We start from the raw sequence: 25,679 nt of genomic DNA, 5'->3' as shown, positions 1-25,679 counted from the left end.
CCCGGCCCGACCCGTCAGACCTCTTCGACGCTGCTCGGCTCGCGCCGGGACAGGTCGATGCCGAGCTCTTCCGCGGCGCGGAAGACGTCCTCGTCGGTGTCACGCATCTCGATGGACATGCCGTCCGAGGACAGCACCTCCACATTGAGGCAGAGTGACTGCATTTCCTTGATGAGCACCTTGAAGGACTCCGGGATACCCGGCTCCGGGATGTTCTCGCCCTTGACGATGGCCTCGTAGACCTTCACGCGGCCGGTCACGTCGTCGGACTTGATGGTCAGCAGCTCCTGGAGGGCGTAGGCGGCGCCGTACGCCTCTAGCGCCCACACCTCCATCTCACCGAAGCGCTGGCCGCCGAACTGGGCCTTACCACCCAGCGGCTGCTGGGTGATCATGGAGTACGGACCGGTCGAGCGCGCGTGCAGCTTGTCGTCGACCAGGTGGTGGAGCTTCAGGATGTACATGTGCCCGACCGAGATCGGGTCCGGGAACGGCTCGCCGGACCGGCCGTCGAACAGCCGGGCCTTGCCGGAGGGCAGCACGAGCCGGTCGCCGTCGCGGTTGGGAATGGTGGACTCGAAGAGTCCGGCCATCTCGTCCTCGCGAGCGCCGTCGAAGACCGGGGTGGCGACGTTGGTGCCGGGGGCGACCTCGTCGGCACCGATGACCCGCAGCCGCTCCTTCCAGTCCGACTCCGCGCCCTCGACCTTCCAGCCCTGGGAGGCGAGCCAGCCCAGGTGGATCTCCAGGACCTGGCCCGGGTTCATCCGGGACGGGACGCCCAGGGGGTTGAGGATGATGTCGACCGGGGTGCCGTCCTCCATGAACGGCATGTCCTCCACGGGCAGGATCTTGGAGATCACGCCCTTGTTGCCGTGGCGGCCGGCCAGCTTGTCGCCGTCGGTGATCTTGCGCTTCTGGGCCACGTAGACGCGGACGAGCTGGTTCACGCCCGGGGGCAGCTCGTCGCCCTCCTCGCGGTCGAAGACGCGCACGCCGATGACCTTGCCGGTCTCGCCATGCGGCACCTTCAGCGAGGTGTCGCGGACCTCACGGGCCTTCTCACCGAAGATCGCGCGCAGCAGCCGCTCCTCCGGGGTCAGCTCGGTCTCGCCCTTCGGGGTGACCTTGCCGACCAGGATGTCGCCGGCCTCGACCTCGGCGCCGATGCGGATGATGCCGCGGTCGTCCAGGTCGGCCAGGACCTCCTCCGAGACGTTCGGAATGTCCCGGGTGATCTCCTCGGGGCCCAGCTTGGTGTCACGGGCGTCGACCTCGTGCTCCTCGATGTGGATCGAGGAGAGGACGTCGTCCTGCACCAGACGCTGGGAGAGGATGATCGCGTCCTCGTAGTTGTAGCCCTCCCACGGCATGAACGCGACCAGCAGGTTCTTCCCGAGGGCCATCTCGCCGCGCTGGGTGGAGGGGCCGTCGGCGATGACCTGTCCGGCCACCACGCGCTCGCCCTCCTCGACCAGGACCTTCTGGTTGTACGAGGTGCCCTGGTTGGAGCGGTGGAACTTGGCGAGACGGTGCGTGACGTGCGTGCCGTCGTCGTTCTGGATGGTGATGTAGTCCGCGGAGACGTCGGTGATGACGCCGTCCTGCTCGGCCTTGATCACGTCGCCCGCGTCGACGGCCGAGCGGTACTCCATGCCGGTGCCGACCAGCGGCGACTCGGCCTGGATGAGCGGCACGGCCTGGCGCATCATGTTCGAGCCCATGAGCGCGCGGTTCGCGTCGTCGTGCTCCAGGAACGGGATCATGGCGGTCGCGACCGACACCATCTGGCGCGGCGAGACGTCCATGTAGTGGACCTCGGTGCCGGTCACGTAGTCGATCTCACCGCCGCGGCGGCGGACGAGCACGCGGGACTCGGCGAAGTGGTAGTCGTCGGTCAGCCGGGCGTTGGCCTGGGCGATGACGTACCGGTCCTCCTCATCCGCGGTCAGGTAGTGCACCTCGTCGGTGACGATGCCGTCGGTGACCTTGCGGTACGGGGTCTCGACGAAGCCGAAGGCGTTCACCCGGCCGAAGGCGGCGAGCGAGCCGATCAGGCCGATGTTCGGGCCTTCCGGCGTCTCGATCGGGCACATCCGGCCGTAGTGCGAGGGGTGCACGTCACGGACCTCAAGGCCCGCCCGCTCACGGCTCAGACCGCCGGGGCCCAGCGCCGAGAGGCGACGCTTGTGGGTGAGCCCGGACAGCGGGTTCGTCTGGTCCATGAACTGGGACAGCTGGCTGGTGCCGAAGAACTCCTTGATGGAGGCGACGACCGGCCGGATGTTGATCAGCGTCTGCGGCGTGATCGCCTCGACGTCCTGCGTCGTCATGCGCTCGCGGACGACGCGCTCCATACGGGCCAGACCGGTGCGGACCTGGTTCTGGATGAGCTCGCCGACGTTGCGCAGGCGGCGGTTGCCGAAGTGGTCGATGTCGTCGGTCTCGACGACGAGCGTCCGGCCGTCGGCGAGGGCCGTCTCGGTCTCCCCGGCGTGCAGGCGGACCAGGTACTTGATCGTGGCGACGATGTCCTCGACGGTGAGCACGCCGGCGTCCAGCGGCTCGTCCCCGCCGAGCTTCTTGTTGATCTTGTACCGACCGACCTTGGCCAGGTCGTACCGCTTGGGGTTGAAGTACAGGTTCTCCAGCAGGGTCTGCGCGGCCTCGCGGGTCGGCGGCTCGCCCGGGCGGAGCTTGCGGTAGATGTCGAGCAGAGCGTCATCCTGGCCCTGGGTGTGGTCCTTCTCCAGGGTGGCGCGCATCGACTCGTAGTCGCCGAACTCCTCCAGGATCTGGTCGGTGGTCCAGCCCAGTGCCTTCAGCAGCACGGTCACGGACTGCTTGCGCTTGCGGTCGATGCGCACGCCGACCATGTCGCGCTTGTCGATCTCCATCTCCAGCCAGGCGCCCCGGGACGGGATGATCTTGGCGGAGAACAGATCCTTGTCGGAGGTCTTGTCGATGGAGCTGTCGAAGTACACGCCCGGCGAACGGACGAGCTGCGACACGACGACGCGCTCGGTACCGTTGATGACGAAGGTGCCCTTGTTGGTCATCAGCGGGAAGTCGCCCATGAAGACCGTCTGGGACTTGATCTCGCCGGTCTCGTTGTTGGTGAACTCGGCGGTGACGAAGAGCGGCGCGGCGAACGTGAAGTCGCGCTCCTTGCACTCGTCGATCGAGTTCTTCGGGGGTTCGAAGCGGTGATCGCGGAAGGTCAGTGACATCGACCCGGAGAAGTCCTCGATCGGGGAGATCTCCTCGAAGATCTCCTCGAGCCCCGACTTCCTGGGGACGTCCTGTCCACTGTCCAGCGCGGCCTCGACGCGGGCTTTCCAGGCGTCGTTACCGAGGAGCCAGTCGAAGCTCTCGGTCTGCAGCGCAAGGAGATTCGGAACCTCCAGAGGTTCCTTGATCTTCGCAAAAGAGACACGCAGTGGTGCGGTGCTGGTGCCATTGTTCATACTGTTGGTCGAGGCGTTGCGCGAGGCGGCCAAGAGGGGGTCCTTCCGAGGGCTCGGACTCTCTGCGCGCGTACCGGCCCCCCTGGTGACGGGCAGGGAGCATCCAGGCAGCGCAAAGGGTCAGTGTAGCCACAAGACCCACTGATGTCCAATGCCCGTACCGACCATCGAGGAGCCACCCTCGGTGCTCTTCACCCTGTGCCCTTCAGGTCCACTCCCGATCGCCTCGATCACCGGGTGCTGACCCGTCTGCCGCATCACTTCCCGCTCCGCTGCGGATCCATGCCTCGGAACACGGATCGATCTGGCGGCGCGAGAGGAGAATCGCGCGCCCGGTGCGGTTCGTCAAGGCCCCTGCTCCATCACCACCCGTCCCGGGTGTGGCCTGGGGAGCGACCGGGATTCACCTTACCCGCAGCGGCCCCCGGGGCAAGGAGCCCGTCGCGACAACGCCGAAGGGCGACCACCCGAGTGGGTGATCGCCCCTGGCAGGAGTCACGCGGTCAGCGTGAGGTCACTTGACCTCGACACCGGCGCCGGCGGCGGCGAGGGACTCGCGGGCCTTCTCGGCGGCCTCCTTGTTCACCTTCTCCAGGACGGCCTTCGGCGTGTTGTCCACCAGCTCCTTGGCCTCCTTCAGGCCGAGGGAGGTGAGCTCGCGCACGACCTTGATCACCTGGATCTTCTTCTCGCCCGGGCCGGTGAGGACGACGTCGAACTCGTCCTTCTCCTCCTCGGCCTCGGCGGCGCCACCGGCGCCACCCGGGGCGGCGACGGCGATGGCGGCCGGGGCGGCGGCCTCGACGTCGAACTTCTCCTCGAACTTCTTCACGAAGTCCGAGAGCTCGAGGAGGGTCATCTCGGCGAACTGCTCAAGCAGCTCGTCCTGGCTCAGCTTCGCCATGATGGCGGTCCTTCCGTGTCAGTCGGCTGGTGCCGGTTTTCGTTGAAATGGGCGGGCGTTCGCCTATTCGGCTATTCGGCCGGAGCCGGCTCGCCGGCACCGCCCTGCTCCTCGACCTTGCTGCGAAGCGCCTCCGCGGTGCGGACGAACTTCGTGAGCGGGGCCTCGAAGGTCGCCGCGGCCTTCGCCATGGACGCCTTCATGCCACCGGCCAGCCTGGAGAGAAGCACCTCGCGGGACTCGAGGTCCGCGAGCTTCGTGATCTCCTCGGCGCTCAGCGCCTTGCCGTCGAGGACACCGCCCTTGATGACGAGCGCGGGGTTCTCCTTGGCGAAGTCACGCAGACCCTTGGCCGTCTCGACCGGATCCCCGGTCACGAAGGCGACGGCCGTCGAGCCCTTGAAGAACTCGTCGAGCCCGGTGACGCCGGCCTCGTTGGCCGCGATCTTGGTCAGCGTGTTCTTCGCCACGCGGTACTGCGCGTTCTCACCGAGCGAGCGGCGCAGCTTCTTGAGCTGGGCCACGGTGAGCCCGGTGTACGCGGTGACGACGGCCGCGTTGGAGCTCTCGAACTTCTCCCTGATCTCCGCGACGACCGCGCCCTTGTCAAGACTCGCCATAACCTCGGCCCTCCTTCCGGGTCTTTCCGGGTGCTGTTTTCCCAAGTCGGGGACCGCACGGAAGGGGCCGTACACAACGAAACGCCCCAAGCGCAGGCGCTCAGGGCGGACACACGATCGCGTGGGCGCGATGTCGTGCAAGTCTTCCACGATCACCTGCGCGGGCCGTCCGCATCAGCGGATCCTTCGGTCTCCCTGAGCTCCGAGTGGAGCCCAGGGCGACAACCTGCGGTCTTTGGCTACCGTGTGAGACTACGGGAATGGCCGGGCACGAGGCAAATCAGCCCACCTCCGCGCCCAGTCCCAGGCCCTCCTCCAACTCCTGGAGAAGCTCCCCGAAGTCGACCACCGAGTCGGCCGGGGGCGCTGCCACGTCGACACCGGTGCCGAAGTCGCTATACCTGACCTCGTACTCCACCGGGCCCATGCTGGTGTCATAGGTCTGATGGATCTGCACGGGGAAGTCGTTCCCGTCGACCCAGACCTCGACGTCGTAGCTCTCGATGCCCTGTTCCCGCATGACCTCGATGAGCCGCTCGCGCTCCTCCTCGGTGAGGAAGTCGGCGCTGCCGTTGCTCTCCATCGCGTCCTCGACGGAGATCGTGCCCTGATAGTGGGTGACCTCGACGCCGTCCAGTGTCTCCTCGCCGACGATCTCGATCTCCGGCGACTGAAGGAGCAGCGCGAGCTGCTGGGCCGGGTCCTGGTTGGCCTCGTCCAGGCCGAACGACAGGGCGTCCGCCGCGGCCTCGTCGCCGGACTCCTCGGCGAGGGCCGTCAGGTCGAGGGAGATCCAGTCACGGCCCTGGAACTCGCCACCGAAGGCGTCCCCCATGTCCATGTACATCACGTCGTCCACCCAGACGACCGCGATCTCCTCGGGGATCGCCGGGTCGGCCGCGAGCCCCTCGCCGGTCATGGTGATGTCCATGGCCAGCTCCGGGGCCCACGACATGGCGCCCGACATCTCCAGGTCGCCGCCGGCCGACTGCGGGGACCGCATGACCGCCTCGAAGCGGGCGGACGTGGTCTCCTGGGTGGTCTCCGCCGCCGCGGCCACCGCGTCGAAGGCGGCCCGGACGGAGCTCCCGTTCTCCTCCGGCGCGCGTTCCGCCGCTTCGCCGGAGCCGGAATCGCCGCATGCCGCCGTGGCGGCCAGCAGGGCGACGCCGACGGCCCCGAGCGCGGCTTTGCGTATGGGACGCATGTTCCCCCCGGTCCTTCCGTGGTGTGCGAACGTCTGACTCGTACCTCCGTTCACGCTAACTCAGCGCCCCGGCAACGAAAATGCCCGTCCCCGCTCTGTAACAGAACGGGGACGGGCCGATGTCGTTCTCGACGCGCCCGGGCGACCGGGAAGGTCAGACGGCGGCTTCCTCCGCGAGGAGGTCGCGCGTGCGGTTGGTGTCGACCGGCACGCCCGGACCCATCGTGGTGGAGATGGTCGCCTTCTTCAGGTAACGCCCCTTGGCGGCCGACGGCTTGAGCCGGAGGATCTCGTCCAGCGCCGCCGCGTAGTTCTCGACCAGGAGGCGCTCCTCGAAGGACACCTTGCCGATCACGAAGTGCAGGTTCGCGTGCTTGTCCACGCGGAACTCGATCTTGCCGCCCTTGATCTCGGTGACGGCCTTGGCCACGTCGGGGGTGACGGTGCCGGTCTTCGGGTTCGGCATCAGACCGCGCGGGCCGAGGACGCGGCCGAGGCGGCCGACCTTGCCCATGAGGTCCGGGGTCGCGACGACGGCGTCGAAGTCCAGACGGCCGCCGGCGACCTCCTCGATCAGCTCGTCGGAGCCGACGATGTCGGCTCCCGCGGCCTCCGCCGCCGCGGCACGCTCACCGGTCGCGAAGACCAGGACCCGGGCGGTCTTGCCGGTGCCGTGCGGAAGGTTGACGGTGCCGCGGACCATCTGGTCGGCCTTGCGCGGGTCGACGCCCAGGCGCATGGCGACCTCGACGGTCGCGTCGAACTTCGCGGTGTCGGTGTCCTTGGCGAGGCGGACGGCCTCAAGCGGTGCGTAGACGCGGGTCCGGTCGACCTTGGCGTCGGCGCCGCGGAGGTTCTTGCTGCGCTTCACTGCTGCTCCTGCTTCTGCGAGCTTTGACGGGGAGTCGTGGTGCGGGCCAGCGCGCGGCCCTTCCACGGGGTCTGCGGGACGGTCAGCCCTCGACGGTCACGCCCATGGAACGGGCGGTGCCGGCGATGATCTTCTCGGCGGCGTCCAGGTCGTTGGCGTTGAGGTCGGGCAGCTTGGTGGTGGCGATCTCCCGGACCTGGGCGCGCGTGATCTTGGCGACCTTGGTCTTGTGGGGCTCGCCGGAGCCCTTCTCCACGCCCGCGGCCTTGAGGATCATCTTGGCGGCCGGCGGGGTCTTGGTGATGAAGGTGAAGGAGCGGTCCTCGTAGACCGTGATCTCCACCGGGATCACCCAGCCGCGCTGCGCCTCGGTCGCGGCGTTGTAGGCCTTGCAGAACTCCATGATGTTCACGCCGTGCTGGCCCAGGGCCGGACCGACGGGCGGCGCCGGGTTGGCCGCGCCGGCCTGGATCTGGAGCTTGATCAGCCCAGTGACTTTCTTCCTTGGAGCCATTCGCTCTCTCCGGGTCCTTGATGCATGAGGGGATGAGCCCCCGGGAATGTCGTGCGGCGACCCGCACGAAGACATACCGCACAACGGTAACGGCTCCCGCCGCGCGGCCAAAATCAGCCTCCTCGGGCGAGGAGACCGGCCCGGGCGACGGCAGGCCCCCGGCCCGCGGATTCACCGCCGACCGGGGGCCTGTCACCGCCCCACTGGGCTCAGTTCTTCTGGATCTGGTCGAAGCTCAGCTCGACCGGGGTCTCCCGGCCGAAGATCTCGACCAGGCCCTTGACCTTCTTGGAGTCCGGGTTGATCTCGTTGATCGTCGCCTGCAGCGTGGCGAACGGGCCGTCGGTGACCGTGACCGAGTCGCCGACCTCGAAGTCCAGCACCTGGACCTCGACCTTGCGGCCCCCGCCTCCGCCGCCCTCGGCGGCGGCCTCCGCCGCGGCCTTCTGCTCGGCCTCGGGCGCGAGCATCTTGACGATCTCGTCCAGGGTCAGCGGATACGGGTCGTAGGCGTTGCCGACGAAGCCGGTGACACCCGGGGTGTTCCGCACCACGCCCCAGGACTCGTTCGTCAGGTCCATCCGCACCAGGACGTAGCTGGGAAGCTTGTTCTGCTTGATCGTCCGGCGGTCGCCGTTCTTGATCTGGACGACCTCTTCCTGCGGCACCTCGACCTGGAAGATGTAGTCCTCGACGTTCAGCGAGACGGCCCGCTGCTCCAGGTTCGTCTTCACGCGGTTCTCGTACCCGGCGTACGTGTGCACGACATACCACTCACCCGGCAGGACGCGCAGCTCCTCGCGGAGCTGGGCGACAGGGTCGACGGGCTCCGCGACCGCGGGCTCCTCGACGGCCTCCGCGGGCTCCTCGACGGCCTCCGCCTCTTCCGCGGTCTCCGCCTCTTCGACGATGTCGTCGCGCGCGGTGTCTTCTTCGACGATGTCGTCGCGCGCGATGTCCTCGCCCTCGGCGTCGGGCGCGGCGTCGTTCGGGATCGGGTCAGACACGGTAGCTGCTTCTTCCTGACTTTCGGACGAGGGGAGGAACATCAGCCGAAGACATACTCGACGACTCGGCTGAATCCCCAGTCAAGCACGCTCAGGATGCAGATGACGACGATCACGAAGAAGATCACCGCGGAAGCGTAGGTCGACAACTGGCGCCGGGAAGGCCACACGACCTTGCGCAGCTCCGCGATCACCTGGCGGTAGAACAGCGCGAGCCTGGCCAGCGGCCCCTTCTTCGCGCGCTTTCCGCGACGGCCGGTTTTGCCCTCGCCCCGGGGCTCCCGGGGCTCTGGCGTCTCCACGGAGTCCGTGATCCCAGCCACTCGTCCTCACCTGATCCCGGTCATGGTCAAAAGCCGCCCGGCCACCCGGACGGCTGTGTATTTCGTGTAGCAGGGCCGGAGGGACTTGAACCCCCAACCGCTGGTTTTGGAGACCAGTGCTCTACCAATTGAGCTACGACCCTTTGCCGTGTGGTCCCGACAACGTACCGCATCGAGCGCCACCGCAGAGGAGTGTACGTGGTGAAGCGCCCGCCGTCGAACGGCCGCTGACGTGCCCGCCCGGCACAACCGCGGGAGCCCGGGTGCCGCGCCACGGGGCCGTCTGGAACGATGCCTCCCATGACCCTCGCTTCCTCCTCTCCCGCAGCGCGCCGGGTCTCGGCGCGGATCGGCGCTATCTCCGAGTCGGCGACGCTGGCCGTCGACGCCAAGGCCAAGGCGCTCAAGGCCGCCGGGCGCCCGGTGATCGGATTCGGCGCCGGTGAGCCGGACTTCCCCACCCCCGACTACATCGTCGAGGCCGCGGTGGCGGCCTGCCGCAACCCCAAGTACCACCGCTACACCCCGCCCGGCGGCCTTCCCGAGCTGAAGGAGGCCATCGCCGCCAAGACGCTGCGCGACTCCGGCTACGCGGTGGAGGCGGCGCAGGTCCTGGTGACCAACGGCGGCAAGCAGGCCATCTACGAGGCGTTCGCCGCGCTGCTCGATCCGGGTGACGAGGTCATCGTGCCCGCGCCGTACTGGACCACCTACCCCGAGTCGATCCGGCTGGCCGGCGGCGTGCCGGTCGAGGTGGTCGCCGACGAGACCACCGGTTACCGGGTCTCCGTCGAGCAGTTGGAGGCGGCCCGTACCGAGCGCACCAAGGTGCTCCTCTTCGTCTCACCGTCCAACCCGACCGGCGCGGTCTACTCGCGCGAGGAGACGGAGGAGATCGGCCGCTGGGCCGCCGAGCACGGGCTGTGGGTGCTGACGGACGAGATCTACGAGCACCTGGTCTACGGGGAGGCGCGCTTCACATCGCTGCCGACGCTCGTGCCGGAGCTGGCCGACCGCTGCGTCGTCGTCAACGGCGTCGCCAAGACGTACGCGATGACCGGCTGGCGGGTGGGCTGGGTGGTCGGCCCGAAGGACGTGGTCAAGGCCGCGACCAACCTCCAGTCGCACGCGACGTCCAACGTCGGCAACGTCGCCCAGATCGCGGCCCTGGCCGCCGTCGCCGGGGACCTGACGGCGGTGGAGCGGATGCGCGAGGCGTTCGACCGCCGCCGCCGCACCATCGTTCGGATGCTGAACGAGATCGAGGGCGTCACCTGCCCCGAGCCGGAGGGCGCGTTCTACGTCTACCCGTCGGTCAAGGCACTGCTGGGCAAGGAGATCCGCGGCAGGCGCCCGGCGACCAGCCTGGAGCTGGCCGGGGTGCTGCTGGAGGAGGCCGAGGTGGCGATCGTGCCGGGCGAGGCGTTCGGCACTCCCGGCTATCTGCGGCTGTCCTACGCGCTGGGCGACGACGACCTGGTCGAGGGCGTCTCCCGGCTGCAGAAGCTGCTGACCGAGGCCGCGGACTGACCGATCCACCGGGTCACGCGCCCGCCCGCCAGTTCGGGCGGGCGCACATCCGGGGCATGCGACTACCGGCCGACGCGGCGGATACGGCAAGATCTTGGGATGGATCGTGTTCGTGACGTCCGCGCTCTGCCGAAGGCTCACCTGCATCTGCACTTCACCGGCTCGATGCGCCCCGGCACTCTGATGGAGCTCGCCGACAAGTATGGCGTCCACCTGCCGGAGGCCCTCAGCAGCGGTCGCCCGCCCCGACTGCGGGCCACCGACGAGCGCGGCTGGTTCCGCTTTCAGCGGCTGTACGATGTCGCCCGCTCCTGCGTGCGCGCCCCCGAGGACATCCAGCGACTGGTGCGCGAGGCGGCGGAGGAGGATGTCCGGGACGGTTCGCGCTGGCTGGAGATCCAGGTCGACCCGACCTCGTACGCGCCCCGGCTGGGCGGGCTGTCCCCGGCGCTGGAGATCATCCTGGACGCGGTGGAGACCACCGCGCGCGAGACCGCTCTCGGCATGCGTGTGGTGGTGGCGGCCAACCGCGTCAGGCACCCGCTGGACGCGCGGACCCTGGCCCGGCTCGCGGTCCGGTACCGGGACCGGGGCGTCGTCGGGTTCGGCCTGTCCAACGACGAACGGCGCGGCTTCGCCCGGGACTTCGACCGGGCGTTCGCCATCGCCCGGGAGGGCGGGCTGCTCGCGGCGCCGCACGGCGGGGAGCTCTCGGGCCCGATGAGCGTGCGGGACTGCCTGGACGACCTGCGCGCCGCCCGGGTCGGGCACGGGGTGCGGGCCGCCGAGGACGCGCGGCTGCTGGAGCGGCTCGCGGAGGCACGGGTGACGTGCGAGGTGTGCCCGGCGTCGAACGTGGCGCTCGGCGTGTACGACAAGCTGGCCGACGTGCCGCTGCGCACGCTGTGGCGGGCGGGGGTGCCGATGGCGCTGGGCGCGGACGACCCGCTGTTGTTCGGCTCGCGGCTGGCGGCGCAGTACGAGATCGCGCGCGAGCACCATGGGTTCACGGACCCGGAGCTGGCGGAGCTGGCCCGGCAATCGGTGCGGGCCTCGGCGGCGCCGGAGGACGTGCGCGGCAAGATCCTGCTGGAGATCGACGAGTGGCTGGCGCTGTGACCAGCCGTTGGTGAGCCGGCCGACGGTGACCGAGCGACGGTGACCGAGCGACGGTGACCGGCTGGCCGGGACCGGACCGACCGGCCGGGACGGTCAGAGGGCGGTGCCGACCAGCACCGGCTCGTTGACCAGCGTGACGCCGAACGCCGCCCGCACGCCGTCCCTGACCTCGCGGGCCAGGGTGAGCAGGTCGGCGGTGGCGGCGCCGCCGCGGTTGGTCAGTGCCAGGGTGTGCTTGCCGGAGATGCGGGCCGGGCCGGTGCCGTAGCCCTTGGTGAAGCCGGCCCGGTCGATGAGCCAGGCGGCGGAGGTCTTGGTGCGGCCGTCGCCGGCGGGGTAGGCGGGCGGGGCGGCGTCGGGGCCGAGGCGCTCGGCGACGCGGGCGCGGAAGGCGGCGAACTCGGCGTCGTCCAGGACGGGGTTGGTGAAGAAGGAGCCGGCCGACCAGGTGTCGTGGTCCTCGGGGTCGAGCACCATGCCCTTGCCGGTGCGCAGCTTGAGCACGGCGTCACGGGCGTCGGCGGCGGGGACCCGGTCGCCGGGCGCGACGCCGAGCAGGCGGGCTGTCTCGGCGTACCGGATGGGCGCGGAGAGCCCGCCCGCGTCCTGGAGCTCGAAGCGGACGCGGAGCACGGTGAAACGGTCGGGGTCGGCCTTGAAACGGCTGTGCCGGTAGGCGAATCCGCAGGCGGCGCCCGGGAGGGTGACCACGGCGCGGTCGGCGCGGTCGTAGGCGACGACCTCGGTGAGGACCGTGGAGACCTCCTGGCCGTAGGCGCCGACGTTCTGGATGGGGGTGGCGCCGGCCGAGCCGGGGATGCCGGCCAGGCACTCGATGCCGGCGAGCCCGGCGTCGACGGTGCGGGTGACGGCGTCGGACCAGACCTCGCCGGCGGCCAGCTCCAGGCGGGCGCCGTCCAGGCGGAAACCGGTGGTGGCGACTTGCAGGGCGGTGCCGGGGAAGCCCTCGTCGGCGACGACGAGATTGCTGCCGCCGCCGATGATCAGCAGCGGCGTTCCGGTGTCGTCGGCTTCCCGGACGGCCGCGACGACCTCGTCGTCGGTCTCCGCGACGACGAGCCGCGTGGCCGGTCCGCCGAGGCGGAGGGTGGTCAGCGGGGCGAGCGGCGCGTTGAGGATCTCCTGCACCCCGCCAGAATACGGCGGCCCGGCCGCCCGCCCGGATGGGCGGCGGCCGGGCGACCGGGCGGCCGGGCGACCGGGCGGCACGGGGGTCAGCGGGCGACACGGGGGTCAGCGGACGTCCGCCGGCACGGGAACGGGGTGGGCGGGGCCGCCTGCCCCGGCGGGGACGGCGGCGGTCCGGCGCCGGGAGGGCGCGGTCAGGACCGCCGCCGAGGCGGCGACCAGCGCGGCCACCGCGATCCACAGCGCCGGGACCAGGCCGTCGGTGAACGCCTGCGGGGTCTCGTAGCCGCCCTGGCCGGCGAAGACGGAGGCGAGCAGCGCGACGCCGAGGGCGCCGCCGACCTCGCGGAGCGCGTTGTTCACCCCGGAGGCGACGCCCTCCTGCCCGACCGGGACGGCTCCCATCACCATCGCGCCGGTCGGCGCGAAGAACATCGCCATGCCGATCCCGCAGAGCACGAACGCGGGCACCTGGCTGCCGTAGCTGACGCCGGGCTCGGCGAGCAGCGCGAACCAGCCGATGCCACCGGCCATCAGGGCCAGCCCGGAGGCGACGATCGGCCGGCCGCCCACACGGTCGGTCAGCGCACCCGCGATCGGGGCCACGATCAGCGGCGCGGCGGTCCACGGCAGCATGCGCAGCCCGGCCTCCTGCGGGTTGTAGCCCTGGATGAGCTGGAGGAACTGGGTGAGCAGGAAGATCGAGCCGAACATCCCGACGTACATCAGCAGGCTGGCCACGTTGACGGCGGTGAAGGTGCGGTCGCGGAAGAAGCGCATCGGCAGCATGGGGACGGGGGTGCGCAGCTCCCACCGGACGAACGCGAACAGCAGCGCGGCGCCCAGCAGGAAGCCGGCCAGGACCGGGCCCGAGGTCCAGCCGTGCTCGTGGCCGCGCACGATGGACAGGACGACACCGAAGAGACCCGCGCTGGCCAGGGCGGTCCCGACGAGGTCGAGGCGGTTGTTGGGGCCCCGGCTCTCGGTGAGGCGGAGGCGGATGAGGGGCAGGACGGCCAGGCCGACGGGGATGTTCAGCCAGAAGATCCACTGCCAGGAGAGGTGTTCGGTGATGGCGCCGCCGACGAGCGGACCGCTGGCGATGGCGAGGCCGCTGACCGCGCCCCAGATGCCGAACGCGACGCCGCGCCGCCCGGCCGGGACGACGGCGGAGATGAGGGTGAGGCTCAGCGGCAGGATGATCGCGGCTCCCGCGCCCTGGGCGGCGCGGGCAGCGATCAGCGCCTCGGTGGAGCCGGCGAGGGCGGCGGCGGCGGACGCGACGGTGAAGAGCGCGACACCGACGCCGAAGATCCGGCGGCGGCCGAACCGGTCGCCGAGGGCGGCGCCGAGCAGCAGGAGACAGGCGAAGGGGAGGGTGTAGCCGTTGACGATCCATTCCAGGTCGGACAGATCGCCGCCGAGATCGTCGCGGAGGACGGGGAGCGCGGTGGTGACGACGAGGTTGTCGAGCGCGGACATGAACGTGGCCGCGCCGGTGATGATCAGCGTCCAGACGACGAGGCCGCGGGGGGCCGGGTCCTGCATGACTCCTCCACAGAGACATAGGTAGTGATTGATCAATAACTTTCTGTCGCCTACGTGACCCCGGGAGAGCCACCAAGACGGGAAAGGGCGGGGATGACGGGACGGGATGGGACGGGATGACGGGAGAGCGAGAAGAGGGGCAGCGGCGAGGGAAGGGGGCGCCGATCAGCCGGAGGGCTGGTAGATGTCGGCGCAGGCCGCCCAGACCCGGTGCCCTTCGGGGAAGCCGAGAGCCACCAGCGTGTTGATGAGCATCCCCACGCCGACGAAGTCGCCGATCTCCCGGTCGTCGGCGCCCAGCAGCAGGCGCGCCGAGTCCCACAGCTTCTCCCAGGCGGCCCGGACCTCGTCGCCGAACTGGTGGTCCCCGGCGGAGGCCGCGTTGTTCACCGCGACGAACATCTGGAGCTGGAACATCGGGCGGTCGCGATCGGTGATCAGCTCCGCGTACGCGGCGCTCATCGCCTCCCGCGCGGCCTGCGGATCCAGCCCCTCGGCCGCCCGCTCGAACACCTCGCGGACCTCGTCGGTGCACCGTCGCGCCGCCGCCAGGAAGATCGCCCGCTTGTCCGGGAAAAGCCGGAAGAGATACGGCTGGGAAACGCCCACCCGGCGGGCGATCGCGGCCGTCGAGGTGCCCGCGTACCCACCGTGGGCGAACTCGGTGATGGCCGCGCGGATGACGCTCTCGCGCCGCTCCTCCGCGGACATCCGGCTGCTCTCCTTGGCCATACGAGCAAGTTAGTGGTCAATCACTAATCTCGTCAAGCCGCCCGCGTGACCGTCCCGCGGTCAAGCCAGCCGGACGACCGCGCGGGCCATGCCGAGAACCTTCAGCCCCGCGCTGCGCGCGATGAGGTCGACGCGAACCGTGCGGGCCTCGTCGTCCAGCTTGGCCGCCACGGTCCCGGAGACCTCGATCAGGGCGCCCGCGTCGTCGTCGGGCACCACGACCGGCTTGGTGAACCGCACCCCGTACTCCACGACGGCCGCCGGGTCCCCGGCCCAGTCGGTGACCACCCGGACCGCCTCGGCCATGGTGAACATGCCGTGCGCGATCACGTCCGGCAGCCCGACCTCCTTGGCGAACCTCTCGTTCCAGTGGATCGGGTTGAAGTCCCCCGACGCGCCCGCGTACCGCACGAGCGTGTCGCGGGTGACCGGGAAGGCGGCGGCGGGCAGCTCGGTGCCGGCCTCGACGTCCGCGTAGGCGATCCTGGCCGTCATCGCTGCTCTTCCCCATCCTCTTTCTGGCGTGCCACCAGCTTGGTGTACGCGGTCACCACGTGCTCCCCCGCGGCGTCGTGGACCTCGCCGCGGACGTCCAGGATCTCGTTGCCCGCCATGGACCTGATCGACTCGATGGTGGAGGTGACCGAGAGCCGGTCCCCCGCCCGCACCGGGCGCGAGTAGACGAACCGCTGGTCGCCGTGGACCACCCGGGCGTAGTCGAGGCCGAGCTTCGGGTCCTGGATGACCTGTCCGGCCGCCTTGAACGTGATGGCGAACACGAACGTCGGCGGCGCGATCACGTCCTCGTGCCCGAGCTCCCCGGCCGCCACCGGGTCCGTGTATGCCGGGTTGGCGTCCCCGATCGCCTCGGCGAACTCGCGGATCTTCTCCCGGCCGACTTCGTACGGCGCGGTGGGCGGATAGCTCCGCCCGGCGAAGGACTGGTCAAGGGGCATCGGCAGAATCCTCAAATTCCCGGCCATCGGCCTGTCACAAAACGCCGAGGCCGCCCCCGGCATGGGAGCGGCCTCGGCGGTGAACCACTGATCGGTGTCGTGGGACGGTCAGCGCGTCTCGCGGTGAGCCGTGTGCGCGTTGCAGCGCGGGCAGTGCTTCTTCATCTCCAGACGGTCCGGGTCGTTGCGCCGGTTCTTCCTGGTGATGTAGTTCCGCTCCTTGCACTCCACGCAGGCCAGCGTGATCTTCGGGCGGACGTCGGTGGCAGCCACGTGAGTGCTCCTAGGACGGATGGACGGGTCGAACAGGAATGGAACACAGAGAAGAGTAGCCGATCAGAGGGCCAACCCTGTAATCGGCTACGTGACGTAGCGGCGACCGGACTTGAACCGGTGACACAACGATTATGAGCCGTTTGCTCTACCGACTGAGCTACGCCGCCACGAGGTGGACAGCCGCCCCCACAGTCACGTGTGGGAGACTCCGCACCTCAGAGCCCCAAAACGGAATCGAACCGTTGACCTTCTCCTTACCATGGAGACGCTCTGCCGACTGAGCTATTGGGGCGAGCGCTCAAGAGATTACACGCTCTGACCCGGAAGGCGAAATCCGTAAAGGCCGGGCCAACCGGCCTCTAGGCTCGCACACGATGCCAGAGCGTCTAGTACTCAGCGGGCCGCGGCTCTCCGACGGCCGGACCGTCGACGTCCGGCTGAGCGGCGGCCGGGTCGAGGCCGTCGGCACCCCCGGCAGCCTGTCCACCCCGGACGGGGACGGCGGCTCGCGCCTCGACCTCACCGGCTACCTGCTGCTCCCCGCCCCCGCCGAGCCGCACGCCCACCACGACACGGCCCTGACCGGGGCCCGGACCGTGGCGGCGCCCCCGCCCGACACCCCGCGCGACCTGCGCCGCCGCGTCACCGAGGCGGTGCTCGCCCAGCTCGGCCACGGTGCGACCGCCCAGCGCAGCCACGTCCGGGTCGGGGACGCGCGCGGCCTGACCGCGTTGGAGGCCGCCCTGGACGTCCGGCGCGCGCTGCGCGGCCTGGCGGATCTCGCCACCGTGGCCGCGCCCCGGCTGCTGACCGGCCTGGCCGGCGCCGACAACCGCGCCCAGCTCCACGACGCCGCCAAGATGGGCGCCGACGCGCTGGGCGGCTGCCCCGACGTCGATCCCGACCCGGCCGGCTATCTCGACATCGTCCTCGGCCTGGCCGGCGACCACGGCCGCGCCGTCGACCTGCACACCGAGGGCGACGACCCGGTCCGGCTCGCCCGGCTGGCGTCCGCCGCCGCCGCGCACCGGCCGGGGGTGACGATCGGCCCGTGCACCGGGCTCTCCCTGCTGCCCCCGGCCGCCGCCGCCCGCGCCGCCGACCGGCTCGCCGCCGCCGGGATCACCGTCGTGTGCCTGCCGCAGGGCCCCTGCGCGCTCTCCCCCGGCCACCGGCCCGGACGGATCACGCCGGTCCGCCTCCTCACCACCGCGGGGGTCCGCGTCGCGGCGGGCGGCGGGGCGCTGCGCGACGCCGCCAACCCGGTGGGCCGCGGCGATCCGCTGGAGGCGGCGTTCCTGCTGGCCTCGCGCGGCGAGTGCGGCGCGCCGGACGCCTATGCCGCCGTCAGCGGGCGGGCGCGGGCCGCGCTGGCGCTGCCCGAGGTGCGGATCGACGCCGGGTTCCCGGCCGAGTTGCTCGCGGTCCGCGGCGAGACGATCGCGGAGGCGCTGTCGCTCGCCTACAGCCGGCTGGTGATCCACCGGGGCCGGATCGTGGCCCGGACGAGCGCGGTGCGCGAGTACGGCGATCCGCCGCCGTCGAACGGGCTCGGGCTGCCCCGGCAGGCGACCGGGTAGAACCCGCCCCAGCCCGCGTTCCGGCGATCCGCGTGCGGCGGGCGGCGGGCGGCGGGCGGCGGGCGATCGGCGGGCGCACGGCGATCCGCGTCCGGCGATCGGCGGGCGTACGGTCGGACGCATGCGCACAGTGATCGCTGGAGGACATGGCAAGATCGCCCGCCGCCTGGAACGGCTGCTGGCCGGGCGCGGGGACGAGGTCTCGGGCCTGATCCGCAGACCTGACCAGGCCGGGGCACTGCTCGCGGCCGGGGCGGAGCCGATCGTCTGCGACCTGGAGTCGGCGGGCGTGGACGACGTCGCCCGGCACCTGGAGGGCGCGGACGCGGCCGTCTTCGCGGCGGGCGCGGGCCCGGGGAGCGGCGCCGCGCGGAAGGAGTCGGTGGACCGGGCGGCGGCCGTGCTGTTCGCGGACGCCGCCGAGCGGGTCGGGGTCCGCCGGTTCGTCGTGGTCTCGGCCATGAACGTGGACGAGGAGCCACCACCGGGCACCGATCCGGTGTTCGCCGCGTATCTGCGGGCCAAGGGCGCCGCCGACGACAACGTCCGGGCCCGTTCCGGCCTGTACTGGACGATCCTGCGCCCCGGCCGCCTCACCGACGACCATGGCACGGGCCGGGTCCACCTGGCGGCGAAGGCCCCGCGCGGCGCGGTCACCCGGGACGACGTGGCGGCGGTGCTGATGACGCTGCTGGACAAGCCGGGCACGGCGGGGCTGACACTGGACCTGATCAACGGGGACACGCCCATCCCGGCGGCGGTCTCGGCCGTCTTGCGCTGATCGGGCGGGTCCGTTGCCCTGTCTGGACTAGGGTCCGGGCATGTTCCCCTTCTCCCGGGCCAGACGGGTTCTCGTGGTGACGGCGGCGGTGGCCGCGTTGGGCGCGATAACGACGGTGGTGGTGGCGATGACGGATTCCGGTGCGGACCCCGGGACGGACTCGCGGGCGGCGTGCGCGTCGTCGGTGCCGTTCACGGCCGGCACGGACGGCTATGACACGTACCGGATCCCGGCCGCCGTCACCACGCCGGACGGCACGCTGCTCGCCTTCGCCGAGGGCCGCCTCGGCGGCGCGGGCGACACCGGCCACATCGACGTGGTGGCCCGGCGTTCGACGGACGGCGGCTGCACGTGGGAGCCGCTGACCGTGGTGGCGGCGGGCGGCGGTGACACCCGGGGCAACCCCGCGCCCGTGGTCGATCCGGCCTCCGGACGGGTGGTGCTGCTGACCTCCTTCAACGGCGGCGAGGTGACCGAGGCCGCGATCATGCGCGGCGAGGTCACGGCGCGGGAGAGCCGTCGGGTCTTCGTGCAGACGAGCGACGACGACGGCAGGACGTTCACCGGGCCGAGGGAGATCACCGCGGACGTCAAACTGCCCGACTGGCGCTGGTACGCCACGGGTCCCGGCCACGCGATCGCGCTGACGCGCGGGGCGCGCGCGGGGCGGCTGGTCGTCCCGGCCAACCACTCGGTCGCGCCGCCGCCGGGCTCGCCGGACACCGGCGAGGAGCCGAGGTACTACGGCGCGCACGCGCTGCTGAGCGACGACGGCGGCGAGACCTGGCGGATCGGGTACGTGGACGGCACGTACGAGGGCCTGGTCAACGCGAACGAGTCATCCGTCGCGGAACTCCCGGACGGGCGGCTGTACTTCAGCTCCCGCGACCAGAACGGCACGGGCCCGGGGAACCGGGTCGGCGCGTACTCGGCCGATGGCGGCGAGTCGTTGGAGGGCGACGGCTACGCGGCGCAGCGGGATCTGGACGCCGTGCCGGTGGTGCAGGGCAGTGTGGTGGGGATGGGCGACGGCCCACTGCTGTTCTCCGGGCCGTCGAACCCGGACGCGCGGAAGGCCCTGACGGTGTGGCGCAGCGACGACGGCGGCCGGACGTTCGACCGGCTCCGGTCCCTGTCGGCCGATCCGGCGGCGTACTCGGACCTGGTCGAGCTGGACGACGGGACGGCCGGGGTGTTCTTCGAGACGGGCGCCGAAGGGCCGTACGAACGGATCGAGTTCCGGCGGATCGAGGGCCTCTAGGCCGCCGGGCCGTCCAGGCCCTTGAGGAACCGGGCGCCGCGCGCGGTGTCGGGGTGACCGCTTCCGGCACGCGCCACCGACGGACGAGCGTGTCCTCGGCCGGCTCCCGGGTGGCGCGCGTCTCGCCCAGGTGTCCCGGGACCAGCGGCGGTCGACGCGGAGTCGTTCGAGGGTGGCGGTGAGCCCGCGGGTGGCCCGCACACCGAACCCACCGTCGAGATTCACGCCGAAAGCGCCTGCTCACCGCAGTCGCTGTCCCGCACGCAGGCGGCGGCCAATTCGTCCAAGGACACCTCCAGCGCTGCGGCCAGGGCCGCCACGGTGAAGAACGCCGGAGTCGGCGCCCGACCGGTCTCGATCTTGCGCAGCGTCTCCGCCGACACCCCCGCCGCCGCGGCGACGTCCACCATGCTGCGGTCGCCGCGCGCCTGACGCAGCAGCGCGCCGAACCGCTCTCCGCGCTGCCGTTCCCACGGGGTCAAAGGAGTTCTCACCATGCCCGTGATACTAATACCGGTATAAGAATTGGACGTCGGCGCGTGAGGCAGGGAGTCGCAGGACATGGTGGAGATCAAGACCGATACGGCGCTGGACGCGATGCGCGAAGCCGGGCGCGTCGTGGCCCAAACCCTCGCCGCCGTCCAGGAAGCAGCGGGCGTCGGGGTGTCCCTGCGGGAGCTGGACGAAGCGGCCCGCACCGTTCTGAAGAAGGCCCGGGCCCGCTCGCCCTTCCTCGGCTACCGGCCCTCCTTCGCCCCCACCCCCTTCCCCGCGGTGATCTGCGCCTCGGTCAACGACGCCATCGTCCACGGCATCCCCACCCACTACCGCCTGCGCGACGGCGACCTGGTCAGCATCGACTGCGGCGCGGAGCTCGACGGCTGGACCGGCGACGCCGCCATCAGCTTCACCGTCGGCACCCCCCGGCCCGCTGACGTGGAGCTGATCAACGCCGCCCAGCGCGCCCTCGACGCCGGCATCGCCGCCGCCACCCCCGGCAACCGCGTCGGCGACATCTCCCACGCCATCGGCGCCGTCGCCGCAGCAGCCCGCTGCGGCATGCCCGCCGACTTCGGCGGCCACGGCATCGGCCGCCACATGCACGAAGACCCCCACGTCCCCAACCGGGGACGCCCCCGCCGCGGCTTTCCCCTCCGCCACGGCCTGACCCTCGCCATCGAACCCATGCTCATGGCGGGCGGACACGACGGCTACCGCACCGGCACCGACGGCTGGACTCTCCTCACCACCGACGGCAGCCGGGCAGCCCACATCGAGCACACCGTCGCCATCACCGAAGAAGGCCCCCGCATCCTGACCCTGCCCTGATCCGGGCAGCGAACCGTCGCAGCGCTGACCATCCCCACGCCCACCCGCATGTTCACCGCGAGCCCGCGCGCCCGCGCGGGCAGGCCGGAAATCGGCACATCGGAGCCGCGAGTTCCCGCTCCACCACCTTCGGTTTTCACGAACTCGCGGGAATCACGGCCCCGCTCCGGCGTGCCGCTGGTGCTTCTGTTCCTGCCGCCGCTGGCCGCCGTCGTCCTGATGCCGGGCGACGGTCGCCCGAGCGACCCCTGCCCGCGTGACCTGACCGCGCGTGACCTGACCGCCGGGCCGCAACATTGGCCAGGTATTTACTGAGCGTTATGCCTCAGGGCATCCGGTATCGCCGGTAACGGACCATGCTGCTCAACTGCCACATATGACAAGCACCAGGAGGTTCCCCATGACGGCGCAGCATTCCGGAAGATCCGTCGGTCGGCGGGCGATACTGCGGGGCGGTGCCGTCGCGTCGACGGCGCTCGCCCTGCCGACGGCGCTGTCCGGCATGGCGCCCGCGCTGGCCCTCAGCGGACGGCCCGCCGCCCGCTGGGGCGTGCAGGTCGGGGATGTGACCAGCTCCTCGGGACTGATCTGGGCGCGGGCAGACCGCCCGGCCCGGATGATCGTCGAGACCTCAGCGACCGAATCCTTCCGCAACGCACGCCGCTGGCGCGGCCCGATCGTCGGTCCCGGCACCGACTTCACGGGGACCACCGCGCTGCGCGGTCTGCCGCCCGGCGAGCAGGTGCACTACCGGGTCGTGCTCGCGGACCCGGACGACCCGCGGCGCACCGGTGAGCCGGTGACCGGCACCTTCCGCACCGCGCCCGTACGGCGGCGCGGCAATGTGCGATTCGTGTGGTCGGGCGACCTGGCGGGACAGGGCTTCGGCATCAACCCGGAGATCGGCGGCTACCGCGTCTTCGAGGAGATGCGCCTGCGCGACCCGGACTTCTTTCTCCTCAGCGGCGACAGCATCTACGCGGACGAGCCGATCAAGGAGAGCGTGACCCTGCCGGACGGGCGGGTCTACCGGAACATCACCACGGACGAGAAGGCGAAGGTGGCCGAGACCCTCGCCGAGTTCCGGGGGAACTTCCGCTATAACCTCCTCGATGAGAACCTGCGGCGTTTCAACGCCCAGGTGCCTTCGATCGTGCAGTGGGACGACCATGAGGTGACCAATAACTGGTACCCCGGCGAGATCCTGGACGACGCCCGCTACACGGAGAAGTCCGTGGACGTCCTCGCGACGCGGGCCAGGCAGGCGTACGCGGAGTACTTCCCGATCTCGACGCTGCCCACCGCCGGCGCCCAGGAGGGTCGCGTGCACCGGGTGGTGCGGCACGGGCCGCTGCTGGACGTCTTCGTCCTCGATATGCGCACCTTCCGCAACGCCAACTCGCCCAACCGGCAGCCCGAGGACACCCAGGGCATCCTCGGGCGGGAGCAGTTGGACTGGCTCAAGCGCGAGCTGTCCAGGTCGCGGGCGGTGTGGAAGGTCATCGCCGCCGATATGCCGCTGGGGGTCGTGGTGCCGGATTACGGCACCCCGGACTTCGAGGCCGTCGCGAACGCCGACCCGGGCGCCCCGCTCGGCCGCGAGCTCCAGATCGCCGAGTTGCTGCGCTTCATCAAACACCGGCGGATCACCGGCACGGTGTGGCTGACCGCGGACGTGCACTACACCTCTGCGCAGCACTACCAGCCGTCGCGGGCCGCGTTCACCGATTTCGAGCCGTTCTGGGAGTTCGTCACCGGCCCGCTGAACGCCGGTGGCTACCCGGCGAATGACCTGGACGGCACCTTCGGCCCGGAGCTGGTCTTCGTCAAGGCCCCGGACCGGCTGGAGGTCTCTCCCGTCGAGGGCTACCAGTTCTACGGCGAGGTGGACATCGACGGCGCCAGCGGCGAGCTGACGGTGCGGCTGCGCGAGGTGGGCGGCACCGTCCTGTTCACCAAGGTGCTCCAGCCGGGCCACGTGGGTCAGTAGCCACTTCCCCGCCACCCCCCCTTCCCCGCCGCTCCCGCACGGGGAGGGAGGGGTGTGGTGCCCGACGAGCATCAGACGGATCGAGCGACGCCGAAGCCAGGACGCACCGCCTCCACCTCGACCGCGGCTTCACTCACGCAGGCCCACCACCCGCCTCACCAAGGCGGCCGAACAGCTGCCGGGCCAGGACCGGTTCGGACGTCGTGCGGCGTCCGGTTCGTTCTTGCCGTCCTCCAGGGCCTTGCGTGGCTGCCGGCACACGGCCGCCACCGTCTCCGGTCCCGGGGTGCGCCCCAGGCTCGGTACGACCTCCGACACGCGGCTGTCTCACCTGGCTGGCGTTCGGGGGTCGACCCGCAGACCGTTGCCAGGCGGGCGGGGCACAGCATCACCGTGCTGTTCCGGGTCCACGCCAAGTCCATTGAGAACAGCGACGATGCCGCGAACATGAAGATCTCCGCGCGCCTCAGCGGAGAGACCAAGCGACCCTGAGGGTATCCGCGCTGTCCCACCCGTACCCCACACGCACTGGTCAGCAGGCGGAATCCGGTGCGGCAAAAAGGAACACAGGGCACGCCTGTGATGTCGATGGGCGAACAGGGAAGGCCCCTCACCTGCTGAACCGCAGGTCAGGGGCCTTTTTCGCTGGGTGGCGGCGCCAGGATTCGAACCTGGGAAGGCTGAGCCGGCAGATTTACAGTCTGCTCCCTTTGGCCACTCGGGCACACCGCCTCGCAACGCGGTAAACGATACCCGATCTCGGGGGGTGGTCCGCCACTCGGTTGTGTGGGGTGGTTCGGGGTAGCGGGTGGCTAGGCTGAGCGCCGACCCAGCCCGATGAGCCAGAGCACGAGGAGCCAGACACACCATGGCCGACTCCAGTTTCGACATCGTCTCGAAGGTCGACCGGCAGGAGGTCGACAACGCGCTGAACCAGGCGTCCAAGGAGATCTCCCAGCGCTACGACTTCCGCGGTGTCGGCGCGTCGATCGCGTGGTCCGGGGAGCGGATCGAGATCCGGGCCAACGCCGAGGAGCGGGCCATGGCCGTGCTCGACATCTTCCAGTCGAAGCTGATCAAGCGCGGCATCTCCCTCAAGGCGCTGGACTCGGGCGAGCCGCAGGCGTCCGGCAAGGAGTACCGGCTGTACTCCACGGTCAAGGAGGGCATCTCCACCGAGGACGCCAAGAAGGTCACCAAGCTGATCAGGGACGAGGGCCCCAAGGGCGTCAAGGCGCAGGTCCAGGGTGACGAGCTGCGGGTGAGCTCCAAGAGCAGGGACGCGCTGCAGGAGGTTCAGCGGCTGGTGCGGGAAGCCGATTTCGACTTCGCGGTGCAGTTTGTCAACTACCGCTGACTCCATGGCGGACACAGGAGGTTCCGTGTCGATGATCCGCAGTCTCCGCAAGGCCGTCCGGCTGACGCAGCGCCGGCCGGGGGGTGACGGGACCTCGCAGGGCAAGGTGGACCTGAGCCACCCGGCCCGCTCCCCGTTGGGCACCGCGGTCGTCAACTGCGCGGCCTACCGCGGCGGCGTGCGCCACGACGGTCACCGGTCGCCCGAGGAGGCGCTGAACTACATCCGCAGGCGGCCGGGGCGCGGATTCGTGTGGATCGGGTTGCACGAGCCGACCGAGGAGGAGTTCGCGGGGATGGCGGAGCTGTTCGGGCTGCATCCGCTGGCCGTGGAGGACGCGGTCCACGCGCACCAGCGGCCGAAGCTCGACCGTTACGACGAGACGCTGTTCATGGTGCTGAAGACGGTCCGCTACGTCGAGCACGCGGCGCTCACCGCCACCAGCGAGGTGGTGGAGACCGGCGAGATCATGATCTTCACCGGCAAGGACTTCGTGGTCACCGTCCGGCACGGCGGGCACGGCTCGCTCGGTCCGCTCCGGGAGCACCTGGAGGCCGACCCCGGGCATCTGGCCAAGGGGCCGTCCGCCGTGCTGCACGCCATCGCGGACCATGTGGTGGACCACTACCTGGATGTCTCCGAGGCGGTCAGGGACGACATCGACGAGGTGGAGCTGTCGGTCTTCGCCGGCATCCCCGGGCGCGGCGCCGATCCCGGGCAGATCTACCAGCTCAAGCGCGAGCTGATGGAGCTGAAGCGGGCCGTGACGCCGCTGGCCCGGCCGCTCCAGCAGCTCTCCGACAACGGGCTGCCGCTGATCGACCCGGACATCAGGCGGTACTTCCGGGACGTCGAGGATCACCTGTCGCGGGTGAGCGACCAGATCTCGGGCTTCGACGCGCTCATCGACTCGATCCTTCAGGCCAACCTCGCCCAGGTGACGGTGGCCCAGAACGAGGACATGCGCAAGATCACCTCATGGGCGGCGATCATCGCCGTGCCCACCATGGTTTGCGGCGTCTACGGCATGAACTTCGAGCACATGCCGGAGCTGGGCTGGACGTTCGGCTATCCGCTCGTGTGGGGCGTGATCCTCAGTTCGTGCTTCCTGCTCTACCGGGGGTTCCGGCGCAACGGATGGCTGTGAGACCGGCGGTT

At 70.7% G+C, this 25,679-nt stretch carries 24 protein-coding genes and 4 tRNA genes; 9 read left to right on the top strand and 19 right to left on the bottom strand.

Going from position 1 to position 25,679, the window contains the following annotated elements:
• Window positions 1-14: 14 nt before the first annotated feature.
• The 9 genes from rpoB to OIE51_RS17055 form a co-directional block, all read right to left on the bottom strand.
• A complete protein-coding gene (gene rpoB / locus OIE51_RS17095) occupies window positions 15-3,500 on the bottom strand; it encodes a DNA-directed RNA polymerase subunit beta (RefSeq protein WP_326598579.1) in 3,486 nt (1,161 codons plus the stop codon).
• Between the two features lie 481 nt (window positions 3,501-3,981).
• Entirely contained in the window at window positions 3,982-4,371 is a 390-nt protein-coding gene (rplL, locus tag OIE51_RS17090; RefSeq protein ID WP_326598578.1) for a 50S ribosomal protein L7/L12, read from the bottom strand.
• A gap of 71 nt (window positions 4,372-4,442) precedes the next feature.
• Window positions 4,443-4,991 carry a 50S ribosomal protein L10 gene (gene rplJ, locus OIE51_RS17085; RefSeq protein WP_326598577.1) on the bottom strand — a complete coding sequence of 183 codons (549 nt, stop codon included), beginning with the start codon at window positions 4,989-4,991 and terminating at the stop codon, window positions 4,443-4,445.
• Window positions 4,992-5,271: 280 nt separating this feature from the next.
• Window positions 5,272-6,198: a hypothetical protein gene (locus tag OIE51_RS17080; protein ID WP_326598576.1), complete on the bottom strand. Its 927-nt coding sequence runs from the start codon at window positions 6,196-6,198 to the stop codon at window positions 5,272-5,274.
• Between the two features lie 154 nt (window positions 6,199-6,352).
• Window positions 6,353-7,069 carry a 50S ribosomal protein L1 gene (gene rplA / locus OIE51_RS17075; protein ID WP_326598575.1) on the bottom strand — a complete coding sequence of 239 codons (717 nt, stop codon included), beginning with the start codon at window positions 7,067-7,069 and terminating at the stop codon, window positions 6,353-6,355.
• 82 nt (window positions 7,070-7,151) lie between these two features.
• Window positions 7,152-7,583, bottom strand: a complete 432-nt coding sequence (gene rplK / locus OIE51_RS17070; protein ID WP_326598574.1) for a 50S ribosomal protein L11 — start codon at window positions 7,581-7,583, stop codon at window positions 7,152-7,154.
• 209 nt (window positions 7,584-7,792) lie between these two features.
• Window positions 7,793-8,590 (bottom strand): transcription termination/antitermination protein NusG, encoded by a 798-nt coding sequence (gene nusG / locus OIE51_RS17065; RefSeq protein ID WP_326598573.1) that lies wholly within the window; start codon window positions 8,588-8,590, stop codon window positions 7,793-7,795.
• Window positions 8,591-8,631: 41 nt separating this feature from the next.
• A complete protein-coding gene (gene secE, locus OIE51_RS17060) occupies window positions 8,632-8,913 on the bottom strand; it encodes a preprotein translocase subunit SecE (protein ID WP_442811945.1) in 282 nt (93 codons plus the stop codon).
• 70 nt (window positions 8,914-8,983) lie between these two features.
• Window positions 8,984-9,056: transfer RNA gene (locus OIE51_RS17055), tRNA-Trp, on the bottom strand.
• 157 nt (window positions 9,057-9,213) lie between these two features.
• Here OIE51_RS17055 and OIE51_RS17050 point away from each other — a divergent pair.
• Window positions 9,214-10,443, top strand: coding sequence for a pyridoxal phosphate-dependent aminotransferase (locus OIE51_RS17050; protein WP_326598572.1), 1,230 nt, complete (start codon window positions 9,214-9,216; stop codon window positions 10,441-10,443).
• Window positions 10,444-10,542: 99 nt separating this feature from the next.
• A complete protein-coding gene (locus OIE51_RS17045; protein ID WP_326598571.1) occupies window positions 10,543-11,562 on the top strand; it encodes an adenosine deaminase in 1,020 nt (339 codons plus the stop codon).
• 93 nt (window positions 11,563-11,655) lie between these two features.
• Here OIE51_RS17045 and OIE51_RS17040 read toward each other — a convergent pair whose 3' ends face one another.
• From OIE51_RS17040 to OIE51_RS17005, 8 genes are all read right to left on the bottom strand, one after another.
• Window positions 11,656-12,711: a UDP-N-acetylmuramate dehydrogenase gene (locus OIE51_RS17040; RefSeq protein ID WP_326598570.1), complete on the bottom strand. Its 1,056-nt coding sequence runs from the start codon at window positions 12,709-12,711 to the stop codon at window positions 11,656-11,658.
• 105 nt (window positions 12,712-12,816) lie between these two features.
• Window positions 12,817-14,259, bottom strand: coding sequence for a DHA2 family efflux MFS transporter permease subunit (locus OIE51_RS17035; protein WP_326598569.1), 1,443 nt, complete (start codon window positions 14,257-14,259; stop codon window positions 12,817-12,819).
• 165 nt (window positions 14,260-14,424) lie between these two features.
• Window positions 14,425-14,991: a TetR/AcrR family transcriptional regulator gene (locus tag OIE51_RS17030; protein WP_326598567.1), complete on the bottom strand. Its 567-nt coding sequence runs from the start codon at window positions 14,989-14,991 to the stop codon at window positions 14,425-14,427.
• 60 nt (window positions 14,992-15,051) lie between these two features.
• A complete protein-coding gene (locus tag OIE51_RS17025) occupies window positions 15,052-15,486 on the bottom strand; it encodes a MaoC family dehydratase (RefSeq protein ID WP_326598566.1) in 435 nt (144 codons plus the stop codon).
• Window positions 15,483-15,947 carry a MaoC family dehydratase N-terminal domain-containing protein gene (locus OIE51_RS17020; protein WP_326598565.1) on the bottom strand — a complete coding sequence of 155 codons (465 nt, stop codon included), beginning with the start codon at window positions 15,945-15,947 and terminating at the stop codon, window positions 15,483-15,485. The genes OIE51_RS17025 and OIE51_RS17020 overlap by 4 nt, the downstream gene beginning before the upstream one ends.
• Before the next feature lie 108 nt (window positions 15,948-16,055).
• On the bottom strand, window positions 16,056-16,220 hold the full coding sequence (gene rpmG / locus OIE51_RS17015) for a 50S ribosomal protein L33 (RefSeq protein ID WP_077059582.1): 165 nt from the start codon (window positions 16,218-16,220) through the stop codon (window positions 16,056-16,058).
• A gap of 97 nt (window positions 16,221-16,317) precedes the next feature.
• Window positions 16,318-16,390: transfer RNA gene (locus tag OIE51_RS17010), tRNA-Met, on the bottom strand.
• Window positions 16,391-16,442: 52 nt separating this feature from the next.
• Window positions 16,443-16,515 (bottom strand) — tRNA-Thr (locus tag OIE51_RS17005).
• 82 nt (window positions 16,516-16,597) lie between these two features.
• Here OIE51_RS17005 and OIE51_RS17000 point away from each other — a divergent pair.
• The 3 genes from OIE51_RS17000 to OIE51_RS16990 all read left to right on the top strand — a co-directional run bounded on the left by OIE51_RS17000 (window position 16,598) and on the right by OIE51_RS16990 (window position 19,845).
• Window positions 16,598-17,803, top strand: a complete 1,206-nt coding sequence (locus OIE51_RS17000) for a hydrolase (protein ID WP_326598563.1) — start codon at window positions 16,598-16,600, stop codon at window positions 17,801-17,803.
• Window positions 17,804-17,924: 121 nt separating this feature from the next.
• Window positions 17,925-18,584, top strand: a complete 660-nt coding sequence (locus tag OIE51_RS16995) for an NAD(P)H-binding protein (RefSeq protein WP_326598562.1) — start codon at window positions 17,925-17,927, stop codon at window positions 18,582-18,584.
• Window positions 18,585-18,624: 40 nt separating this feature from the next.
• Window positions 18,625-19,845, top strand: coding sequence for a sialidase family protein (locus tag OIE51_RS16990; protein WP_442811944.1), 1,221 nt, complete (start codon window positions 18,625-18,627; stop codon window positions 19,843-19,845).
• A 221-nt stretch (window positions 19,846-20,066) separates the two neighbouring features.
• Here OIE51_RS16990 and OIE51_RS16985 read toward each other — a convergent pair whose 3' ends face one another.
• The gene (locus OIE51_RS16985) at window positions 20,067-20,342 is read right to left on the bottom strand and encodes a helix-turn-helix domain-containing protein (protein WP_326598561.1); all 276 of its coding nucleotides are present in this window, start codon (window positions 20,340-20,342) and stop codon (window positions 20,067-20,069) included.
• Window positions 20,343-20,406: 64 nt separating this feature from the next.
• Between OIE51_RS16985 and map the strand changes: the two genes are divergently transcribed.
• Together map and OIE51_RS16975 are read left to right on the top strand one after the other, a co-directional pair.
• A complete protein-coding gene (gene map, locus OIE51_RS16980; protein ID WP_326598560.1) occupies window positions 20,407-21,174 on the top strand; it encodes a type I methionyl aminopeptidase in 768 nt (255 codons plus the stop codon).
• 400 nt (window positions 21,175-21,574) lie between these two features.
• A complete protein-coding gene (locus tag OIE51_RS16975; protein WP_326598559.1) occupies window positions 21,575-23,164 on the top strand; it encodes an alkaline phosphatase D family protein in 1,590 nt (529 codons plus the stop codon).
• 650 nt (window positions 23,165-23,814) lie between these two features.
• Here OIE51_RS16975 and OIE51_RS16970 read toward each other — a convergent pair.
• Window positions 23,815-23,896: transfer RNA gene (locus OIE51_RS16970), tRNA-Tyr, on the bottom strand.
• Between the two features lie 136 nt (window positions 23,897-24,032).
• Between OIE51_RS16970 and OIE51_RS16965 the strand changes: the two genes are divergently transcribed.
• Window positions 24,033-24,521: a YajQ family cyclic di-GMP-binding protein gene (locus OIE51_RS16965; RefSeq protein WP_326598558.1), complete on the top strand. Its 489-nt coding sequence runs from the start codon at window positions 24,033-24,035 to the stop codon at window positions 24,519-24,521.
• Between the two features lie 31 nt (window positions 24,522-24,552).
• Window positions 24,553-25,668 carry a magnesium and cobalt transport protein CorA gene (locus OIE51_RS16960; protein ID WP_326598557.1) on the top strand — a complete coding sequence of 372 codons (1,116 nt, stop codon included), beginning with the start codon at window positions 24,553-24,555 and terminating at the stop codon, window positions 25,666-25,668.
• Window positions 25,669-25,679: the final 11 nt, after the last annotated feature.

It is taken from the genome of Streptomyces sp. NBC_01803, assembly GCF_035917415.1.
Lineage (GTDB): Bacteria > Actinomycetota > Actinomycetes > Streptomycetales > Streptomycetaceae > Streptomyces.
This window is presented reverse-complemented; position numbering and strand designations above follow the sequence as displayed.

What these genes read in the sequence shown, in the direction of transcription:
- rplL (WP_326598578.1), bottom strand. Translation starts at nt 4,371, where the DNA reads ATGGCGAAGCTGAGCCAGGACGAGCTGCTTGAGCAGTTCGCCGAGATG.
- rplJ (WP_326598577.1), bottom strand. Translation starts at nt 4,991, where the DNA reads ATGGCGAGTCTTGACAAGGGCGCGGTCGTCGCGGAGATCAGGGAGAAG.
- OIE51_RS17080 (WP_326598576.1), bottom strand. Translation starts at nt 6,198, where the DNA reads ATGCGTCCCATACGCAAAGCCGCGCTCGGGGCCGTCGGCGTCGCCCTG.
- rplK (WP_326598574.1), bottom strand. Translation starts at nt 7,583, where the DNA reads ATGGCTCCAAGGAAGAAAGTCACTGGGCTGATCAAGCTCCAGATCCAG.
- OIE51_RS17050 (WP_326598572.1), top strand. Translation starts at nt 9,214, where the DNA reads ATGACCCTCGCTTCCTCCTCTCCCGCAGCGCGCCGGGTCTCGGCGCGG.
- OIE51_RS17045 (WP_326598571.1), top strand. Translation starts at nt 10,543, where the DNA reads ATGGATCGTGTTCGTGACGTCCGCGCTCTGCCGAAGGCTCACCTGCAT.
- OIE51_RS17035 (WP_326598569.1), bottom strand. Translation starts at nt 14,259, where the DNA reads ATGCAGGACCCGGCCCCCCGCGGCCTCGTCGTCTGGACGCTGATCATC.
- OIE51_RS17030 (WP_326598567.1), bottom strand. Translation starts at nt 14,991, where the DNA reads ATGGCCAAGGAGAGCAGCCGGATGTCCGCGGAGGAGCGGCGCGAGAGC.
- OIE51_RS17025 (WP_326598566.1), bottom strand. Translation starts at nt 15,486, where the DNA reads ATGACGGCCAGGATCGCCTACGCGGACGTCGAGGCCGGCACCGAGCTG.
- OIE51_RS17020 (WP_326598565.1), bottom strand. Translation starts at nt 15,947, where the DNA reads ATGCCCCTTGACCAGTCCTTCGCCGGGCGGAGCTATCCGCCCACCGCG.
- OIE51_RS17000 (WP_326598563.1), top strand. Translation starts at nt 16,598, where the DNA reads ATGCCAGAGCGTCTAGTACTCAGCGGGCCGCGGCTCTCCGACGGCCGG.
- OIE51_RS16995 (WP_326598562.1), top strand. Translation starts at nt 17,925, where the DNA reads ATGCGCACAGTGATCGCTGGAGGACATGGCAAGATCGCCCGCCGCCTG.
- OIE51_RS16990 (WP_442811944.1), top strand. Translation starts at nt 18,625, where the DNA reads ATGTTCCCCTTCTCCCGGGCCAGACGGGTTCTCGTGGTGACGGCGGCG.
- OIE51_RS16985 (WP_326598561.1), bottom strand. Translation starts at nt 20,342, where the DNA reads ATGGTGAGAACTCCTTTGACCCCGTGGGAACGGCAGCGCGGAGAGCGG.
- map (WP_326598560.1), top strand. Translation starts at nt 20,407, where the DNA reads ATGGTGGAGATCAAGACCGATACGGCGCTGGACGCGATGCGCGAAGCC.
- OIE51_RS16975 (WP_326598559.1), top strand. Translation starts at nt 21,575, where the DNA reads ATGACGGCGCAGCATTCCGGAAGATCCGTCGGTCGGCGGGCGATACTG.
- OIE51_RS16965 (WP_326598558.1), top strand. Translation starts at nt 24,033, where the DNA reads ATGGCCGACTCCAGTTTCGACATCGTCTCGAAGGTCGACCGGCAGGAG.
- OIE51_RS16960 (WP_326598557.1), top strand. Translation starts at nt 24,553, where the DNA reads ATGATCCGCAGTCTCCGCAAGGCCGTCCGGCTGACGCAGCGCCGGCCG.